This window comes from Oleiphilus sp. HI0125 (genome assembly GCF_001635355.1).
In genome coordinates, this window is the sequence record NZ_LWGF01001405.1 from 1 (window position 1) to 643 (window position 643).

The following is a 643-nucleotide window of genomic DNA, read 5'->3' on the forward strand; positions in this document are numbered from 1 at the left end:
TGAATATGCTGGCCCTCTCCAATCAATGCTTAGAGAGATATTTGGCTGGCAATCGAGCAGAGACTACTACTTCCCCGAAGTCCGAAGCATGGGGGGCGCCATTATCCTCATGTCACTAACGCTATACCCTTATATCTACATGCTGGCTCGCGCCGCATTTTTGCAACAATCAGTTTCTCTTTACTACGCCGCTAGAAGCCTGGGTTCGAATTCTTTTGGCTTTTTCTTCCGCGTATCATTACCGATTGCGCGACCTGCAATTGTCGTCGGTTTATCTTTGGTTCTGATGGAAACACTGAATGACTTCGGTACCGTTGATTACTTCGCAATTCAAACGCTGACTGCAGGCCTTTATGACACATGGCTGAATATGAGCAATTTAGGCGGTGCAGCTCAAATTGCTACCGTGATGATGTTAGCTGTCGTGTTTTTAATCATGATGGAGAGAAAATCTAGGGACCAACAGCAGTCGTTTTCTAGCAAAACTCAATCACGTCCTCTGCCAACTCAACACCTGACTGGAAAAAAGGCTTTCTTCGCTACTCTACTCGCATCAACACCAATTGTTTTTGGTTTCTTAATTCCGGTCATCATTCTTTCCGACTATTCGATTCATTACTTTGACAAAAGCTGGAACACGCAA

The 643-nt window shown here is 44.8% G+C and carries 1 protein-coding gene; it reads left to right on the top strand.

Annotated features, from left to right (window positions below):
- A partial coding sequence (locus A3762_RS23945) for an iron ABC transporter permease (protein ID WP_156493712.1) occupies positions 1–643 on the top strand: 643 nt, incomplete at both ends.